Origin of the sequence: Micromonospora sp. NPDC057141, from assembly GCF_042670805.1 — a bacterium.
In the GTDB taxonomy this organism is placed as follows: Bacteria; Actinomycetota; Actinomycetes; order Mycobacteriales; family Micromonosporaceae; genus Micromonospora.
Genome location: NZ_JBHUVA010000003.1, coordinates 216,916 through 231,140, shown reverse-complemented (window position 1 = coordinate 231,140; position 14,225 = coordinate 216,916). Strand labels below are relative to the sequence as shown.

The window sequence follows — 14,225 nt, the reverse complement described above, 5'->3', positions numbered from 1 at the left end:
GCCCCGGGCCATGCCGACGGCTCCGCAGGTCGCGCTCGCGCGTCGCCCAGCCCGCCGCCACCCCTCGTCGAGGCGGCAAAAAGACCGGGCCGGGGAACCCTGGCCACCTCCGCTACACGACACGCCGACGCGATTCCACCGCAACCGGCCACGAACCGCACACCCCACACCACCAGACGGCCCGCGCCACCAGGACGACCCCCGAGCACTCGGGCCATCCCCACGTCTACGCGGCACCCGAAGAGATCGAGAGATCTTGGTACAAAACGGCCCTCAGAGAGGCCGAAAACTACCAAGATCTATCCGCGCTCCCGCGCATCGCCGAGGCGATCGGTCAGCCGACGGGGCCGATCCGCTTGGCGAGACTCACGAACCCGGCCCAGGTGTCCGGCGCGAAGGTCAGCGTCCCGCCATCGCGGTCCTTCGTGTCCCGGACGAGAACGACACCAGGCAGATTGTCGGCGACCTCGACACACGCACCGCCGTTGACCGCCCTCCTGAGCACCCGCCTCGGGCCGGTTCCACTTCGCCCGGAAACCGGCCCGAGACGCGCCCTGTTCTGGGCGGGCCGCGCGGGCGGTCAGCCCGGGGCGCGCGGCTCCGGCTTGGCGCACAGCACATTCGGGCATGGGCAGTTGGCCAAGCGCCCGCCAGAACCGCAGCCCAGCCTCCGCGCATACCGCATCCGACCACACGGACGCGGGCGCGCGACGTCCGCAGCCTCGGCGCGCGACGGTGGACACCCTTAAACTACATAGGTAGCCTAGGAGCATGGAGCCGCTGGGACGCATCGGCAAGGCCACCGTCGACGTGCTGGCGGTGCTGCTCGACAGCGACCAACCCCGCTGGGGGTTGGAGATCATCAAGCTGACCGGGCGGCCGTCGGGGAGCGTCTATCCACTCCTGGACCGCCTTGAACGGGCCGACTGGGTGACCTCCCGGTGGGACGACGACAGCGACCGGCGCGGGCCGCGACGGCGGATGTACCAGTTGACGGCCGACGGCGCCACCGAGGCCCGTCGCGTGTGCGCCCGCGCCGCCACGGCGAGGACATCGTGGCGGCCGTCATCGCCACGGGTGGCGCGATGAGCGCGGTCCAACTGCGGCTGGCGCTCACCGTGGTCCGCTGCGCGGCCAGTGTGCTGCCCGACCCACGGCAGCGCGCCCGCTACCTCGAACAGTGGCAGGCCGACGTGCACGGCGCCGCAGACCTTGACCTGCCTGCCCTGCGGATCGCGTTGGGCGCCGCCGGCGCCGCCGCGCGAATCGCCATGATCTCGTCGAGAGGACCCACCACCATGCTCCCGATCGGACCCCTTGCTCTCGCGCTGCGCGTCGTCAAGGGTTCCCGCTCACGCCAACATGCCGCCGCGCTCGCCGCGGTGCTCGCCCTCGGCCTGCTCGGCGGCATCGCGTTGCTGATCACCGGTTGACGGACACCGCTCGCCGGCCGGGCGCGGGCGACCTGACGCTCCACCAGTCGCCCTCCCGGCCGTGGCGGGGCGTCCACCCTGCTCCTGGTCGACCCACTGCGCCGGATCAGCCGGCGCAGCACCCGCCCGTGCCGGAGTCCACGGTCACCAGCGGCAGCCCGACGGCGAGCAGCCCGCCGGACAGGCCGGTCGCCAGCCCCCGGGCCGCTGGCTCCGGGGCAGGGCCGCAGCAGCTCCCGCCGTCGACGGAGTCGGCCGGGTCGCTGCTGCACACCCCGGTCTCGGGCAGGTCCAGGCGTACGTCGCGGGCCGCCGCCCAGTCCCCGGCGAGGGCGGCGGCGACCGAGCGGACCTGCTCGTAGCCGGTGGCCATGAGGAACGTCGGCGCGCGCCCGTAGCTCTTCATGCCGACGGCCCAGTAGCCGGGCTCGGGGTGGCTCAGCTCGTCCACGCCGTGCGGCGGGACGGTGCCGCAGGAGTGCTCGTTGGGGTCGATCAGCGGGGCCAGGGCCCGGGTCGCGCCGAGCACCGGGTCGAGGTCCAGGCGCAGCTCGGCGGCGATGCCGTGGTCGGGGCGGAATCCGGTCGCGGCGACGATCCGGTCGACGGTCACCGACTCCTGCCCGCCGTCGGGGCGGCGCACGACGACGGTGACCTGGTCGCCGGCCGGGTCGAGGGCGTGCACGGAGAAGCCGGTGAGCAGCCGGATCCGGCCCGCCTCGACGTGGGCGCGCAGCCGGGTGCCGAGGGCGCCCCGGGCGGGCAGCGCGTCTGCGTCGCCGCCGCCGTAGGCGCGGGTCGGCGCCGTCGCGCGGATCGCCCAGGTCACCTGCGTGCCGGGCGCGTCGGCGGCCAGCTCGGCGAGGGAGAGCAGGGTGTTCGCGGCGGAGTGGCCCGCGCCGACGACGAGGGTGTGCCGGCCGGCGAACCGGTCGCGGCCCGCGCCGAGCACGTCCGGCAGGGCATGTTCCAGGTACGCCCCGGTCGCCGCCTCGCCCCGGGCCGGCAGGCCGGAGGCCCCGAGCACGTTCGGGGTGCCCCACGTGCCGGAGGCGTCGATCACCGCGCGGGCCAGCAGCTCCTCGCCGTCGGCGAGCCGGACGAGGAACGGGGCCTGCCCGCGGCCGGCGGTGCGCAGCCGGTCCAGGCCGAGTCGGCTGATCGCCGCCACCCGGGCGCGCAGGCGCAGGTGCGGCGCGATCTGCGGCAGCTCCGCGAGGGGCCGCAGATAGGCGTCGACCAGCTCGCCGCCGGTCGGCAGCGCGTCGGGGTCGGGCTCGATCCAGCCGCTGTCGGCGAGCAGCCGGCGGGCGGCGTCGTCGATGTCGTAGCGCCAGGGCGAGAAGGCGCGCACGTGCCCCCACTGCCGGACGGCCGCGCCGACGCTCTCCCCCGCCTCCAGGACGGTGAACGGCAGGCCGCGCCCGTGCAGGTGGGCGGCGGCGGCGAGGCCCACGGGGCCGGCGCCGATCACCACGACGGGCAGGTCGTCGAGGACGGTCATGGAAAGCTCCTCCGTATCGATGCTTGCCAAATCAGTGGGGCGCGGTGCGCCCGGGAGACGAACGAACAGGGCATGCCCCCGGCGCGGGGCGCGGCGGTCAGCCGACGACGGCGCTACGGCGTTCCAGCAGCACCACGTCGCGCCAGCGGCCGTGGTGCCGGCCGACCCGCTCCCGGACGCCGACGACCCGGAAGCCGGCCCGCCCGTGCAGGGCGAGGCTGGCCGCGTTCTCCGGGAAGACCCCGGACTGGATGGTCCAGATCCCGGCGGCCTCGGTGCCGGCGATCAACGCGTCGAGCAGCAGCCGGGCGATCCCTCTTCCCCGGGTCGCCGGGTCGACGTAGACGGAGTGCTCGACGACGCCGGCGTAGACCGGGCGGGTCGAGGTCGGCGACACCGCGACCCAGCCGAGCACGGTGCCGGCGTCGTCGACGGCGACGAGGCGGTGGTCGGCCAGCCGGGCCGCGTCGAACGCCGCCCAACCGGGGGCGACGGTCTCGAAGCTGGCGTCGCCGCCGTCGAGGCCGGCCTGATAGATGGCGAGGACCCGGTCGGCGTCGGCAGCGATCATGGGGCGGATCAGCGGGTCACCCACGACTTTCCCCCTTGTCTCGACATCCGTCGAAGCAAAGACTTGCACGCTGATTAGACAGATGTCAACCTAGACCCATGCCGAAACAAGCACCGCCCCGGCTGGACCTCACCGCCACCCCCTGCTGCGCACCCCTCACGCAGCGCCGGGTGCCGACCGAGACGGCGGCGGCGCTCGCTCCGGCGTTCAAGGCGCTGGGCGACCCGGTACGGCTGCAACTCATGTCGATGATCGCCTCCGCCACGGACGGCGAGGTGTGCGTGTGCGACCTCACCCCCGCCTTCGACCTGACCGGGCCGACGATCTCCCACCATCTCCGGGTGCTGCGCGAGGCGGGCCTGGTCGACGCCGAGCGACGCGGCACCTGGGTCTGGTACCGGGCCCGCCCCGGCACGCTGCGCCAGCTCGCCGCCCTGCTCGCCAGTTGACATCCGGCACTTCACTCAACGATAGTTGAGTCAATGGACGCTGAGCTTAATTCCGTCACCCGGCGTGCACGCGTCCACGCCGCCCTCGGCGACCCCGCCCGCCTGGCGATCGTGGACGCGCTCACCCTCGGCGACGCCTCCCCCGGGGAGATCGCCCGCAGCCTCGACATGCCCACCAACCTGGTCGCCCACCACGTCCGGGTGCTCACCGAGGCCGGCCTCGTCGTCCGGGCGCGCTCGGAGGGCGACCGGCGGCGCACCTACCTGCGGCTGCGGCCGGAGACCCTGGCCGCCCTCACGCCCGCCCCGCTGACCGGGGTCGACCGGGTGGTCTTCGTCTGCACCCACAACTCCGCCCGCTCCCAGCTGGCAGCCGCACTGTGGCAGCGCCGCACCCGCGGTGCCGCGGCCTCCGCCGGCACGAAGCCCGCCGCCCGGGTGCACCCCCGGGCCGTCGCGGTCGCCCGCCGTCACCGGCTGGAGCTCGACCCCACCCGCACCGCCCACATCGCCGACGTCGTCGGGGACGACGACCTGATCATCGCGGTGTGCGACAACGCGCACGAGGAGCTGACCGGGCCCGTGCGCCCCCGGCTGCACTGGTCCGTGCCCGACCCCGTGCGGATCGACACCGACGAGGCGTTCGAGGCCGCCTACGCCGACCTCGCCGGCCGCGTCGACCGCCTCGCCCCCGCCGTCTCCCCCGGAGCCCACCATGACTGACACCCGACTGGAGTGCCCGTGAGCACCACCCACGCCGACGCCGCCGAGAACGCGGTGGTCGCCCGGCTGTCCCGCCTCGACCGGTTCCTACCCGTCTGGATCGGCCTGGCCATGGTCGCCGGCCTGCTGCTCGGCCGGGTTGTCCCGGGCCTGGACCGGGCTCTCGACGCGGTGCAGCTCGGCGGCATCTCGCTGCCGATCGCCCTCGGCCTGCTGGTCATGATGTACCCGGTGCTGGCCAAGGTCCGCTACGACCGCCTCGACACGGTCACCGGCGACCGCCGGCTCCTCGTCTCCTCGCTGGTGCTCAACTGGGTGCTCGGCCCCGCGCTGATGTTCGCCCTCGCCTGGATCTTCCTGGCCGACCAGCCCGAGTACCGCACCGGGCTGATCATCGTCGGCCTGGCCCGCTGCATCGCCATGGTGATCATCTGGAACGACCTCGCCTGCGGCGACCGGGAGGCCGCCGCCGTGCTGGTCGCCCTGAACTCGGTGTTCCAGGTGCTCGCCTTCGGGCTGCTCGGCTGGTTCTACCTGGCCGTGCTCCCCGGCTGGCTCGGCCTGTCCGGCGCGGAGCTGGCGGTCTCGGGCTGGGACATCGCCCGCAACGTGCTCATCTTCCTCGGCGTGCCGCTGCTGGCCGGCTGGCTCACCCGCCGCCTCGGCGAACGCGCCCGGGGCCGCGAGTGGTACGAGTCGCGCTTCCTGCCCCGGATCGGCCCCGCCGCCCTGTACGGGCTGCTGTTCACCATCGTCGTGCTCTTCGCCCTCCAGGGCGACGCCATCACCGGCCGGCCGCTCGACGTGGCCCGCATCGCGTTGCCGCTGCTGGTCTACTTCGCGCTCATGTGGGCCGGGGCGTACCTGCTCGGTCGGGCGATCGGCCTCGGCTACGCCCGCACCACCACCCTCGCCTTCACCGCCGCCGGCAACAACTTCGAGCTGGCCATCGCCGTGGCCATCGGCACCTTCGGCGTCGCCTCCGGCCAGGCCCTCGCCGGGGTCATCGGCCCGCTGATCGAGGTGCCCGTCCTGGTCGGCCTGGTGTACGTCTCGCTGTGGCTGCGCCGGCACTTCACCCACTGACCTGCTGACTCCGCCACCCGTATCCGGAGGGAACCACCGTGACCGACAAGCCCAGCGTCCTGTTCGTCTGCGTGCACAACGCCGGCCGCTCCCAGATGGCCGCCGGCTGGCTGCGCCACCTCGCGGGCGACGCCGTCGAGGTCCGCTCCGCCGGCTCCGCGCCCGCCGACACGGTCAACCCGGCCGCCGTCGAGGCCATGGCCGAGGTGGGCATCGACATCACCGACCAGCGGCCCAAGCTCCTGGAGTACGCCACCGCCGAGTCCTCCGACGTGATCGTCACCATGGGCTGCGGCGACGCCTGCCCCGTCTTTCCCGGCAAGCGCTACGAGGACTGGAAGCTCGACGACCCGGCCGGCCAGGGGGTCGAGGCCGTCCGGCCGATCCGCGACGAGATCCGGTCCCGGGTGGAGGTGCTGCTGCGCGAGTTGCCCCCCGCCCGCTGACCGGCCGCCCGCAGGACCTCCGGCCCATCGGTACGGGCAGGAGGTCCCCACGCCCGCCGGGCCGGCCGGCCCTGCCCACCACCACCCGCCCGTCCCTACCGTCGAGGTGGAACGAGGGAGGTCGCCATGCGGACGTGGCAGGTGCGGGACGTGATGACGACGGACGTGGCGGCGGTACGGGAGGGTACGGCGTACCGGGAGATCGTCGACGTGCTCACCGGCTGGCGCGTCACCGCGGTGCCGGTGGTGGACGACGCGCGGCGGGTCCTCGGGGTGGTCTCCGAGGCGGACCTGCTGCACAAGGTGGAGTTGCTCGGTCAGCCGCACGAGCGGCGGGTGTTCGCCGGCCGCCGGCACCGGGAGGCGCTGGTAAAGGCCGGGGCGACCCTCGCCGCCGACCTGATGAGCGCCCCGGCGGTCACCGTCGCGCCGGACGCGTCCTGCGTGGAGGCGGCGCGGCTCATGACCCAACGGCACGTCAAGCGGCTGCCGGTGGTCGACGACCTGGGTCGGCTGGTGGGCATCGTGACCCGTGGCGACCTGCTCCGGGTACACCTGCGCCCCGACGGCGACATCCTCGCCGACGTGGTCGGCGAGGTGCTGCGCCGGACGCTGGGCGTCCGCGACGACGTCGTCGACGTCACCGTGCACGACGGGGTGGTCACCCTCACCGGGCAGCTCGAACGCCGCTCCACGGTGCGCCTCGCGCTGCGGCTGACCGCGCAGGTCAGCGGGGTCGTCGAGGTGGTCGACGCGCTCGGGTACGCCGTCGACGACCTCCCGCTGGCGGCGCTGCGGGTCGGCGGCGCGACCCCGGCGGGCATGGCCTGAGCCCTCGGTGGTCGACCGGCCGCTCAGGTGTCGGCGAGGACGTCGAGCAGCAGCGCGGCGGTCCAGCCGAACGCGGGCGAGCCGAGCCCGGCCCCGGTGTCGGGGTGGAAGTACTCGTGGCAGCCGGCGGCCGCGACGAGGTCGATCATCGAGTCGCGCAGCCCGGCGGCCAGGTCGAGCCGGTGGTGGGCGCGCAGCCCCCGCCACAGCAGCCAGTTGAGGTTCTGCCAGCTCGGGCCCCGCCAGTAGCGCAGCGGCTCGAAGTCGGGCGCGGTGCGGTCGTGGCTGGGCAGCGGCCGGTCCATCCGGGCGGCCAGCCCGAACCGGGGCGAGCACGCCTCGGCGAGCAGCGCCGCGACCGGCCGGGCGGGCAGGCCGGGCAGCGCCAGCGGCATGAGGCCGAGCGCGGTGCGGGCGGGGACGAGCTGGCCGGTGCGCAGGTCCCGGGGGTGGAAGGTGCCGCCGACCGGGTCGTACAGCCGGTCCACCAGGGCGGCGGTGATCCGGGCCGCGCGCTCGCGGTGCGGCCCGGGGTCGGCGCCGATCTCGCGGGCGATCGCGGCCAGCGCGTGCTCGGCGAGCCCCAGGGCGGTGTTGACCAGCGGGCACTCCACCAGGAACGGGTGCCGCCCGGACAGCCCGTCGTCGCGGTATCCGGCGGCGCGGTAGGCCTCGACCAGCGCGACGTAGCGCGCGTAGTCCAGGTCCGTGGGGCGGTGCGCGGCGTCGGCGTGCGCGGTGTCGTGCCGCCGGTACGCCCGCATGACCGCCGCGTCGGCGGGCACCGCGGCCAGCGGCGGGTCCCAGGCGGGGCTGTTGTCCAACCCGGACTCCCACGGGTGCACGATGCTGGCGAGCCCGGCCCCGCCGACGTCGCGCCGGCCGGCGAGGTAGCGCTGCCAGGCGATCAGCCGGGGGTAGAGCCAGGCCAGCTCGGCCCGGCTGCGCTCCGACGGCGCCCGGCGGTGCACCAGCCACGCGGCGAGGGCGTGCACGGGTGGCTGGACGATGCCGGAGGTGGCCACGGCGGGCGCGCCGGCCGCCCGCGCGGAGTCCCAGAACTCGGGCCCCGGGAAGTACGACCCGGCGCGCAGCGCGGGGTTGAACACGATGTGCGGCACCCGCCCGTCGGCCCACTGCGCGGCGAAGAGGGTGCGCAGCTCCCGCCAGGCCCGGTCGGGGCGCACGTGGGCCAGGCCGACGGCGACGAACGCCGAGTCCCAGCTCCACTGGTGCGGGTAGAGGGTGCGCGACGGGACGGTGTGGTCGTGCTCCCAGTTGCCGTCGAGGGTGGCCACCGCCAGCCGCCACAGCGCCCCCGCGTCACGGGCGCGGGCCGGCGCACCACCGTCGGCGGCGATGCCGGTGCTCACGCCGCCATCCGCCGGGGTTCGGCGTGCCGCAGCACGGTGACGGCCTGTTGCAGCCCCCGCACCGGATCGCCGCGCAGCCGGCACTCCAGCGCCAGCCAGCCCGGGTAGCCGAGGTCACGCAGGGTGCGCAGCAGCACCGGCCAGTCGAGGTGGCCGGCACCGGGCTGGTGCCGGTTGGTGTCGCTGACCTGCACGTGCCCGAGGTAGGGGGCGGCGGCCCGCAGGGCGGCGTGCACGTCGTCCTCCTCGATGTTCATGTGGAACGTGTCGGCGGCGACCCGCACCGAGGGCAGGCCGACGGCCGCGCAGAGCGCCACCGCCTCGTCCAGCCGGTTGACCATGTGGTCCTCGTACCGGTTGAGCGGTTCGAGGAACAGGGTGACACCCTCCGCGCGGGCGTGTTCGCCCAGGGTGCCGAGGGCGTCCAGGAGGACCTGCCGGTCACCGGCCGGCTGGCGGGGCGGTTCGAACGGCGGCAGCCGGCGGGAGAACATCCCCCAGGCGGCGGGGGTCGTCACCCCGATGCCGCCCAGCTCGGCGACGACGGAGAGCTGGGAGCGCAGGTTGCGTACGGCGTCGGCGGAGCGGTCGGGGTCGAAGTCGCCGATGAAGTGGTCCATCTCGACGCAGACGGTCGGCATGACCACGCTGGCGGCGCGGGCCCGGCGCAGCTCCGGTAGCCGGCGGGCGAGGGCAAGGTCGCCCCGGCCGCGCAGCTCGATGCCGGCGAAGCCGAGCGCGGCGGCGAGGGCGTGCTTGCGGATCAGATCGTCGCCGGGGAGCAGCTGCTCCTGGCAGGCCAGCGGAATGGTCATGGGAACCTCAGCACGACTTGGAGGGCGTCGGCGATCGGGTCGAGCCCGACGGGCAGCGGGTGGACCGCGTCGGCGGGGAGCACCGCCTCGGCCCGCTGGACCCAGATGCCCCAGATGGCCTGGCCGGGATGCCGCCCGACCACGTCGGGCGCGACCTCGACGAGGTCGCCGACCTCCTCGTAGCCGAAGCCGGTGAGGGGGTACGTCGGCGGGGACCGGCGGGGGACGAAATGCGGGTGGCCTCGTCCCAGCCCTTCGTGAGGCGGGGGTTGGCGCCCCGGTAGAGGGTCAGCTCCGTGCCGGCGGAGATGCCGGAGTAGCGGACCCGGCCCCGGCCGGGGCCGAGCAGATCGCGGGGGCAGGGCTCGAGGCTGACCCGTCGGGGCCCGGCGAGTGAGACAACCCAGTTGACCATGAGTCACATCCCGGTAGCACTGGGCTCCAGTGTAGAGCAAAAAATCAGCATATGTCTTGTTATTGATCAATCGCCGCGAGTCCCGCGCCGGGCTCACCCTGGTCGTGGCGATCCCCGGCGCGTACGCCGTGGCCCGGCTGCGGTTCTTCGGCCGCCGCCGGGTCAGCCTCCCCCTCGCCGCCCCGTCGATCATGGCGGTCGCGCTCTACGACTTCATGATCGCCTGGAACGAGTACCTCTTCGCCCTGCTCTTCCTCGTCGACAGGCCCGACCGGTGGACGGTGTCGCTCGGGCTGTCGCTGCTCGCCGACGGCGTCGAGTGCCCAAGACCGTGCCGATGGCCGGCCCGGTCGTGCTCACCCTGCCCGTCGTGCTGCTCTTCTTCGCCGGCGAACGGCTGCGCACCGAGGACCTCACCGGCGGGGCGGAGAAGGGCTCACGCGAGCCTGACGGGTGGGCTCGGCTAGCGTGGGGCGATGGCAGACCCGACCCGCTGGGTGACCGACACCGGCCCCGAACACTCGCAGTGGTATGTCGACCGGTTCCGCCGGTTGGCGGCCGAGGGCGCCGACCTGGCCGGCGAGGCCCGGCTGCTGAACGCGATGGTGCCGCCGCGCGCCCGTGTCCTCGACGCCGGCTGCGGCACCGGCCGGGTGGGCGCGGCGCTGCACGCCTGCGGCCACCCGGTGGTGGGCGTGGACGCCGACCCGGTGCTGATCGAGGCGGCCGGCGCCGACCACCCCGGCCCCCGCTGGCTGGTCGGCGACCTGGCCGAGCTGGACCTCGCGGCGGCCGGGGAGCCCGAGCCGTTCGACGCCGCCGTGCTGGCCGGCAACGTGATGGCGTTCGTCGCGCCCGGCACCGAGCGGCGCGTGCTCGGTCGGGTCGCCGCGCACGTGCGCCCCGACGGGGTGGTGGTCGTCGGTTTCGGCACCGACCGGGGCTACCGGCTCACCGACTTCGACGCCGACGCGGTCGCCGCCGGCCTACGCCTGGAGCACCGCTTCGCCACCTGGGACCTGCGACCGTGGCGCGAGGACGCCGACTTCGCGGTCACCGTGCTGCGCCGCCCCGCCTGAGCGCCGGCCCGCCCACCAGCCCGCGCGCTCCCCCGCCGGAGCACCGCCCGCCAGCCCGCGCTCCCCCGCCGGCGCGGGGTGAGAGGGGAACCCTTCTCTACCGTAGGCGTTAACAGGGGCCCTTCCTTACTCGCCGGCCGACCGGGCCGCCGCCGGGTCGAGCGGGCTGCCGGCCGGCACCAGGCTCACCAGGCCGGCGGGCAGGCGGACGGGCCGCACGTCCCGGTAGCCGAGCATGCCGAGCACGGCGGGGTCGGCCAGCACGTACCGGCGACCGAGGTCGGTGACCACGCAGAGCGCGCCGCCGGTGGCGCCCGGCGCGGCGACCGACTCCACCACGGCGCCGTGCCCGGGCTCGACCACGACGTGGTCGGCGACCGGTGCCCCGCCCGTTGCCTGCGGGCTGTCCGACAGGTCGGGCAGGGTCGCGCCCAACCGCACGTCGCCCGCCCCCGCGTCGTCGCCGACCCGGACGCAGAGGGCCCCCGGGTCCGCCGCGGCGAGCTGGGGCGGGCTCGTCGGCGGGGCGGCGGGCCCAGCCGGCACCAGGTCCGGCAGCTTGGGCAGGGCGGCGAACCGGCCGAGGGTCATCGCCTCCGGCTCGCCCTGCCCGGTGCGGGCCAGCAGCAGGCTGGCCTGCAGTTCGGTGATGCCGGCGAGGCCGCCGGTGAGGGCGACGGCGTACTGGCGACCGCCGCCGGAGTTGCGGACCAGGAAGACGTCGCCGACGCTCGCGCCGGACACCCGGGGCGAAGGCTGGCCGAGGCCGGGCAGGTCGAGCGGGGCGAGGTCGGCCCCGGCCGGAACGCTGTTGATCAGGGCGGGCGCGGCGGGCACCGCCCGCTGCCGGGTGGCGGCGAGCGCGGCGAGGACCCGTCCGGTGTCGCGCAGCAGGTAGCGGCGGGCGTGCCAGACCAGGTGCAGGCCGCCGTCCGGGTGCTGCAGCAGGATCGCGTCGTCGCCCAGGGCCCGGCCGCCGGTGGCTGCCGTGCCGATCAGCACGGCCGACCGGGGGGCGGTGTGCTCCGCCCCGGCGGTGGCGACCGAGCAGACCGTCCAGCCGGCGGCGGACAGCCGGGCCCGGTCGGGCAGCGAGTCGGGGGCGTCGGGGATGCCCAGCGGCAGCCCGCGCGGCACGCCCTCGATCGAGCGGCGGGAGACCAGCACGGTCTTCGGGCGCTCGGCACCGATGATCAGCAGCGCGGAGGCGTAGTTGAGCACCGGGTGAAGCTTCTGCTCGCGGTAGACGAACCGGGCGCCGGACTCCTTCTCCACGATCACCGCGCCAGCGTCGCGCCACTTGGTGCCGCCGCCGGCGAACAGCCCGTAGAGGGCGAAGCCGCCGAGGGCGATCGCGGCGACCAGGACGCTGGCCAGCCCGGCCCCCGCCAGCCGCCGAAACGGCGACCGGGCCGGGTCGGTCTCCCGCATCACCAGGGCGGCGACAGCCCGCTGCACGGTGAACTGGTACGAGTGAAGCTGGTCCTGCCGCGACGGCATCCGGTCCCCTCCGACGGGTCGATCGGGGCACAGGATAGACGCTGCGTCGATCCCCCGGAGACCCTCCGCCACCGGGCGCGAGGCTCGCGGGAGGGTCGTAGGGTGTGATGCGAAACGGTGGCCGTGTCGTACCCCCCGGGGTACCTTTCTCCCTGGAGGTGACGTAGGTGAAGCTGCGACCGGAGATGACCACCGACGCCCTGACCCGCCTGAAGCGGGCCCGAGGCCAACTCAACGCCGTGATCGACATGATCGAGTCGGGGGAGGACTGCCGCGCGACGCTGACCCAGCTCGCCGCGGTCTCCAAGGCCCTCGACCGGGCCGGCTACAAGCTGATCGCGTCCGGGATGCGGCACTGCAACGCCGCCCGCGACCGGGGCGAGGACCCGGAGATGACCGAGGAGGAGCTGGAGAAGCTCTTCCTGGCCCTCTCCTGACTGTCCCCCACCCACCCGGGCGGGGCGCGCAGGCGCCGGGTCAGGCGCGGGCGGGCTGGCGGGTGTCGGTGTCATACTCCCAGCCCTCGCGCCAGGCGAAGTCGGCGGTGATCAGCTCCTCCAGTCCGACGCCGTCGAGCAGGTGGTCCAGCGCCCACCGGGTGGCGACGTGCCCGATCACCAGGATGCGGCGGCCGTCCCAGCGCAGCGGGACGTCGTCGAGGAAACGCCCGGCCCGCAGCACGGCCTGCCGCCAGCTCTCGCCGCCAGGATAGGGCGAGTCGAGGTGCTCGGCCCGGCCCCGGTGCAGTTCCGCCGCAGGCGTGCCGTTGCGGGCCCCGTAGTCGCACTCCCGGAGCCGCCAGTCGTGCAGGATCGGGATGCCGGCGCCCCCGAAGGCGATCTCGGCGGTCTCCACCGCCCGGCGCAGGTCCGAGGTGAAGACGGCCGCGATGCCGTCGCCCCGCCTGCGGTCACCGAGCTCGGCGGCCAGCGCCCGGCCGCGCACGGACAGCCGCCCCGGCAGCCAGCCGGTGGCGACGCCCCGGTCGTTGTCCGCACTCCACGAATGGGTCTCGAAGACGATCCGCGTCGACATGGATCAAGGCTAGGGCTCAGCGCACGACAGAGGTTGCCGTCGAGTGACAGCACTGTGAGCGGGGCTGCGCACCCAAGGAAACCCCCATCATTCCCTATCAGCACCAACATGAGATAGGTTAGGGAGTGATGAAGGAAGAAATATACTCGGTCGAGCAGGTGGCCGACCTTCTCGGCCTGCACGTACGCACCGTGCGCGGTTACATCCGCTCCGGCCGGCTCCGGGCGACCCGGATCGGCAAGCAGTACCGGATCGCCCGCGCCGACCTCGACGCGCTCACCGGCCGCCCGCCGGCGCCGCCGGCCCGGGGCGCTTCGGTGGAGGTGTCGAGCATCGTGCAGGTCGACGGCGTCGACCGGGCCACGGCCGACCGGCTCGGCACGTTCGTCCTGGCCGGGGCGAACAACGGGTACGACCTCGCGCGCCCGCTGCGGGTGCAGACCGTCCACGACGAGGAACGGAGCCGGATGAAGATCGTCATCCTGGGCGGCACCGCCGCCACCGCCGACCTGCTGCGTCTGCTCGACGCCGTGCTCGATGCCGAGGCCGGCCTGCTCGGCCGAAAGGACGACCCGCTCGCCGGGGAGCCGGGATATGCCTGACGAGGTGCGGGAGCTGGCCGGAGTCCCGGTGCTGGTGTGCGACCCGGACGGCCCGGTGGTGGCCACCGAGCAGGACGCGCTGGACCTGATCGGCGCAGCCTTCCTCGGCGCGCAGGTGGTGGCCGTGCCCGCGAGCCGGCTGACCGAGGGGTTCTTCTCGCTCGGCACCCGGTTCGCCGGCGACGTCATGCAGAAGTTCGTCAACTACCGGCTGCGTCTGGCCGTCATCGGCGACATCTCCGGGCAGCTGGCGGAGAGCTCGGCGCTACGCGCCCTGGTGCACGAGTCCAACCGGGCCGACCACGTGTGGTTCCTGCCCGACCTCGACGCGCTCGACGCCCGGCTGCGCGCCACGTCCTGACC

At 74.7% G+C, this 14,225-nt stretch carries 20 protein-coding genes; 12 read left to right on the top strand and 8 right to left on the bottom strand.

Translation table 11 applies throughout. The features are described from left to right. Positions 1-334: 334 nt before the first annotated feature. Positions 335-505, bottom strand: coding sequence for a DUF397 domain-containing protein (locus ACFT41_RS04490; RefSeq protein ID WP_377581082.1), 171 nt, complete (start codon positions 503-505; stop codon positions 335-337). 266 nt (positions 506-771) lie between these two features. On the opposite strand from ACFT41_RS04490, the gene ACFT41_RS04485 reads away from it, so the two are divergent. After that, complete coding sequence (locus tag ACFT41_RS04485; protein ID WP_377581084.1) at positions 772-1,089, top strand: PadR family transcriptional regulator; 318 nt, start codon at positions 772-774, stop codon at positions 1,087-1,089. Beyond that, positions 1,086-1,433 carry a hypothetical protein gene (locus ACFT41_RS04480; RefSeq protein WP_377581086.1) on the top strand — a complete coding sequence of 116 codons (348 nt, stop codon included), beginning with the start codon at positions 1,086-1,088 and terminating at the stop codon, positions 1,431-1,433. The genes ACFT41_RS04485 and ACFT41_RS04480 overlap by 4 nt, the downstream gene beginning before the upstream one ends. A 106-nt stretch (positions 1,434-1,539) precedes the next feature. On the opposite strand, the gene ACFT41_RS04475 is transcribed toward ACFT41_RS04480, so the two are convergent. Both ACFT41_RS04475 and ACFT41_RS04470 read right to left on the bottom strand, forming a co-directional pair. Continuing rightward, the gene (locus ACFT41_RS04475; protein ID WP_377581088.1) at positions 1,540-2,937 is read right to left on the bottom strand and encodes an FAD-dependent oxidoreductase; all 1,398 of its coding nucleotides are present in this window, start codon (positions 2,935-2,937) and stop codon (positions 1,540-1,542) included. A gap of 97 nt (positions 2,938-3,034) precedes the next feature. Next, positions 3,035-3,532 carry a GNAT family N-acetyltransferase gene (locus ACFT41_RS04470; protein ID WP_377581091.1) on the bottom strand — a complete coding sequence of 166 codons (498 nt, stop codon included), beginning with the start codon at positions 3,530-3,532 and terminating at the stop codon, positions 3,035-3,037. Positions 3,533-3,606: 74 nt separating this feature from the next. Between ACFT41_RS04470 and ACFT41_RS04465 the strand changes: the two genes are divergently transcribed. From ACFT41_RS04465 to ACFT41_RS04445, 5 genes are all read left to right on the top strand, one after another. Further along, a complete protein-coding gene (locus ACFT41_RS04465; protein ID WP_377581093.1) occupies positions 3,607-3,957 on the top strand; it encodes an ArsR/SmtB family transcription factor in 351 nt (116 codons plus the stop codon). A gap of 33 nt (positions 3,958-3,990) precedes the next feature. Next, the gene (locus ACFT41_RS04460; protein WP_377581096.1) at positions 3,991-4,680 is read left to right on the top strand and encodes a helix-turn-helix domain-containing protein; all 690 of its coding nucleotides are present in this window, start codon (positions 3,991-3,993) and stop codon (positions 4,678-4,680) included. An 18-nt stretch (positions 4,681-4,698) separates the two neighbouring features. Then, positions 4,699-5,766: an ACR3 family arsenite efflux transporter gene (gene arsB, locus ACFT41_RS04455; protein ID WP_377581099.1), complete on the top strand. Its 1,068-nt coding sequence runs from the start codon at positions 4,699-4,701 to the stop codon at positions 5,764-5,766. 38 nt (positions 5,767-5,804) lie between these two features. Continuing rightward, positions 5,805-6,212 (top strand): arsenate reductase ArsC, encoded by a 408-nt coding sequence (locus ACFT41_RS04450; protein WP_377581102.1) that lies wholly within the window; start codon positions 5,805-5,807, stop codon positions 6,210-6,212. A gap of 126 nt (positions 6,213-6,338) precedes the next feature. After that, the gene (locus ACFT41_RS04445) at positions 6,339-7,043 is read left to right on the top strand and encodes a CBS domain-containing protein (protein ID WP_377581105.1); all 705 of its coding nucleotides are present in this window, start codon (positions 6,339-6,341) and stop codon (positions 7,041-7,043) included. A gap of 23 nt (positions 7,044-7,066) precedes the next feature. Here the strand turns inward: ACFT41_RS04445 and ACFT41_RS04440 are convergent, their stop codons facing one another. Genes ACFT41_RS04440 through ACFT41_RS04430 form a run of 3 tightly spaced genes read right to left on the bottom strand, consistent with a single transcriptional unit; the run spans position 7,067 to position 9,374 of the window. Next, a complete protein-coding gene (locus ACFT41_RS04440) occupies positions 7,067-8,416 on the bottom strand; it encodes a hypothetical protein (protein ID WP_377581108.1) in 1,350 nt (449 codons plus the stop codon). Continuing rightward, complete coding sequence (locus ACFT41_RS04435; protein ID WP_377581111.1) at positions 8,413-9,231, bottom strand: TIM barrel protein; 819 nt, start codon at positions 9,229-9,231, stop codon at positions 8,413-8,415. The genes ACFT41_RS04440 and ACFT41_RS04435 overlap by 4 nt, the downstream gene beginning before the upstream one ends. Further along, positions 9,228-9,374 (bottom strand): hypothetical protein, encoded by a 147-nt coding sequence (locus ACFT41_RS04430; protein ID WP_377581113.1) that lies wholly within the window; start codon positions 9,372-9,374, stop codon positions 9,228-9,230. Before ACFT41_RS04430 ends, ACFT41_RS04435 begins: the two co-directional genes overlap by 4 nt. Positions 9,375-9,702: 328 nt before the next feature. Between ACFT41_RS04430 and ACFT41_RS04425 the strand changes: the two genes are divergently transcribed. Beyond that, entirely contained in the window at positions 9,703-10,113 is a 411-nt protein-coding gene (locus tag ACFT41_RS04425) for a hypothetical protein (RefSeq protein ID WP_377581116.1), read from the top strand. A 9-nt stretch (positions 10,114-10,122) separates the two neighbouring features. Further along, the gene (locus tag ACFT41_RS04420; RefSeq protein WP_377581119.1) at positions 10,123-10,725 is read left to right on the top strand and encodes a class I SAM-dependent methyltransferase; all 603 of its coding nucleotides are present in this window, start codon (positions 10,123-10,125) and stop codon (positions 10,723-10,725) included. 126 nt (positions 10,726-10,851) lie between these two features. Here the strand turns inward: ACFT41_RS04420 and eccB are convergent, their stop codons facing one another. Next, positions 10,852-12,225: a type VII secretion protein EccB gene (gene eccB / locus ACFT41_RS04415; RefSeq protein ID WP_377581122.1), complete on the bottom strand. Its 1,374-nt coding sequence runs from the start codon at positions 12,223-12,225 to the stop codon at positions 10,852-10,854. Between the two features lie 167 nt (positions 12,226-12,392). On the opposite strand from eccB, the gene ACFT41_RS04410 reads away from it, so the two are divergent. Beyond that, the gene (locus ACFT41_RS04410) at positions 12,393-12,662 is read left to right on the top strand and encodes a metal-sensitive transcriptional regulator (RefSeq protein WP_377581125.1); all 270 of its coding nucleotides are present in this window, start codon (positions 12,393-12,395) and stop codon (positions 12,660-12,662) included. Positions 12,663-12,702: 40 nt separating this feature from the next. Here the strand turns inward: ACFT41_RS04410 and ACFT41_RS04405 are convergent, their stop codons facing one another. Then, a complete protein-coding gene (locus ACFT41_RS04405) occupies positions 12,703-13,260 on the bottom strand; it encodes a histidine phosphatase family protein (protein ID WP_377581128.1) in 558 nt (185 codons plus the stop codon). A gap of 128 nt (positions 13,261-13,388) precedes the next feature. Here ACFT41_RS04405 and ACFT41_RS04400 point away from each other — a divergent pair, with 128 nt between their 5' ends. Beyond that, on the top strand, positions 13,389-13,862 hold the full coding sequence (locus ACFT41_RS04400; protein ID WP_377581131.1) for a helix-turn-helix domain-containing protein: 474 nt from the start codon (positions 13,389-13,391) through the stop codon (positions 13,860-13,862). Continuing rightward, the gene (locus ACFT41_RS04395) at positions 13,855-14,223 is read left to right on the top strand and encodes a DUF4180 domain-containing protein (RefSeq protein WP_377581134.1); all 369 of its coding nucleotides are present in this window, start codon (positions 13,855-13,857) and stop codon (positions 14,221-14,223) included. The genes ACFT41_RS04400 and ACFT41_RS04395 overlap by 8 nt, the downstream gene beginning before the upstream one ends. Positions 14,224-14,225: the final 2 nt, after the last annotated feature.

What these genes read in the sequence shown, in the direction of transcription:
- ACFT41_RS04485 (WP_377581084.1), top strand. Translation starts at nt 772, where the DNA reads ATGGAGCCGCTGGGACGCATCGGCAAGGCCACCGTCGACGTGCTGGCG.
- ACFT41_RS04480 (WP_377581086.1), top strand. Translation starts at nt 1,086, where the DNA reads ATGAGCGCGGTCCAACTGCGGCTGGCGCTCACCGTGGTCCGCTGCGCG.
- ACFT41_RS04475 (WP_377581088.1), bottom strand. Translation starts at nt 2,937, where the DNA reads ATGACCGTCCTCGACGACCTGCCCGTCGTGGTGATCGGCGCCGGCCCC.
- ACFT41_RS04465 (WP_377581093.1), top strand. Translation starts at nt 3,607, where the DNA reads ATGCCGAAACAAGCACCGCCCCGGCTGGACCTCACCGCCACCCCCTGC.
- ACFT41_RS04460 (WP_377581096.1), top strand. Translation starts at nt 3,991, where the DNA reads ATGGACGCTGAGCTTAATTCCGTCACCCGGCGTGCACGCGTCCACGCC.
- ACFT41_RS04445 (WP_377581105.1), top strand. Translation starts at nt 6,339, where the DNA reads ATGCGGACGTGGCAGGTGCGGGACGTGATGACGACGGACGTGGCGGCG.
- ACFT41_RS04435 (WP_377581111.1), bottom strand. Translation starts at nt 9,231, where the DNA reads ATGACCATTCCGCTGGCCTGCCAGGAGCAGCTGCTCCCCGGCGACGAT.
- ACFT41_RS04420 (WP_377581119.1), top strand. Translation starts at nt 10,123, where the DNA reads ATGGCAGACCCGACCCGCTGGGTGACCGACACCGGCCCCGAACACTCG.
- eccB (WP_377581122.1), bottom strand. Translation starts at nt 12,225, where the DNA reads ATGCCGTCGCGGCAGGACCAGCTTCACTCGTACCAGTTCACCGTGCAG.
- ACFT41_RS04405 (WP_377581128.1), bottom strand. Translation starts at nt 13,260, where the DNA reads ATGTCGACGCGGATCGTCTTCGAGACCCATTCGTGGAGTGCGGACAAC.
- ACFT41_RS04400 (WP_377581131.1), top strand. Translation starts at nt 13,389, where the DNA reads ATGAAGGAAGAAATATACTCGGTCGAGCAGGTGGCCGACCTTCTCGGC.
- ACFT41_RS04395 (WP_377581134.1), top strand. Translation starts at nt 13,855, where the DNA reads ATGCCTGACGAGGTGCGGGAGCTGGCCGGAGTCCCGGTGCTGGTGTGC.